This is a genomic window from Rufibacter sediminis (assembly GCF_014269285.1).
Classification (GTDB): domain Bacteria; phylum Bacteroidota; class Bacteroidia; order Cytophagales; family Hymenobacteraceae; genus Nibribacter; species Nibribacter sediminis.
The window spans coordinates 1-1,213 of sequence record NZ_JACOAF010000062.1 but is presented as its reverse complement, the minus strand read 5'-3'; the positions used below and the strand labels follow the sequence as shown (position 1 = coordinate 1,213).

At 58.3% G+C, this 1,213-nt stretch carries 1 protein-coding gene; it reads left to right on the top strand.

Going from position 1 to position 1,213, the window contains the following annotated elements:
- The first annotated feature begins 211 nt into the window (after positions 1-211).
- Positions 212-1,207: an IS110 family RNA-guided transposase gene (locus H7U12_RS22365; RefSeq protein WP_186642152.1), complete on the top strand. Its 996-nt coding sequence runs from the start codon at positions 212-214 to the stop codon at positions 1,205-1,207.
- Positions 1,208-1,213: the final 6 nt, after the last annotated feature.

Below are 1,213 nucleotides of genomic sequence, written 5' to 3'. Positions count from 1 at the left end.
ACCTTTATATTTGCCCATCTGCGAGAGTGCAATTTCCTATATTTGAAATGGGAGAGGAGAACTAAACGTTTATATAGGTTTTCATGCCCCTACATTGTGTTAGTCCTCTCCCCATTTCTTCCGGTCGGTCCCTGACAAGATAGAACACTAGGCCTGCATGCCTGCTAAAGGTGAGAGTCGCCCGACCTTCTTTTAAACCTAGGAGAAAGATATGGAAAAAAACCTTTTCATCGGCATCGACGTCAGCAAGCTGGTGCTGGACGCCACCGCCCTTTTCCCAAGCAATGAGCACTTCCACCGCCAGTTCAAAAACAGCAAGGCAGGATTCAACCAGCTACTGAAGTGGGTCGGCAAGCTTAACGCCAAGGAAGGCCACGGCCTGGTCTTCGGCTTCGAGGACACGGGCGTCTACTCCGTCGGGCTGGGCAGGTTCCTCTCCGAGAAGGGGCTCAGGTTCGTCTCGGAGAACGCCTACCGCATCCGGCGCTCCATGGGCATCGTCCGGGGCAAGGACGACCAGGCCGACTCATTGATGATCGCCCGCTACCTCAAAAGGAACCTGGACGAGCTGAAATTTGGCCATGCGGCCCCCGACCTGCTGCTGGAGCTCCAGCAGCTCTCCTCCCAGCGGGAGCGGCTGCTGAAGGAGAAATCGGCCCACAAGACCCGCATCAAGGAGATGAGGGTGCTGGAGGGCTGCCTGGACATGAGGTTCCTGCTGAAGGTGGAGAAAGAGATGGTGGCGCTCCTGGACAGGAAGCTTCGGGAGGTGCAGGCGGAGATCAACCGCCGGATAGCCGCCCAGAGGGAGCTCAGGGAGCAGAAGGAACTCCTGTGCTCGGTGCCGGGCGTGGGCGAGCAGACGGCCAACCAGATGCTCGTGCTCACCAGGGGCTTCACCCGCTTCCCCTGCTGGCGCAAGTTCTCCTGCTACGCCGGCCTTGCGCCCTTCAGGTACAGCTCAGGCACCAGCGTGAAAGGAAGGACCAAGGTGTCCAAGATCGCCAACAAGAAGATAAAGGCCCTCTTGACCATGGGCGCGCTGACCAGCATCAAGGCCGGCAACGAGTACCGCAGCTACTACGAGAGGAAGACCGCCGAGGGCAAGCACCCCATGGCCGTGCTGAACGCCATCAAGAACAAGATCGTCAGCCGCATGTTCGCCGTCATCGAGCGGAACATGCCCTACGTGTGCCTGCAGAGTTAAGTGGGT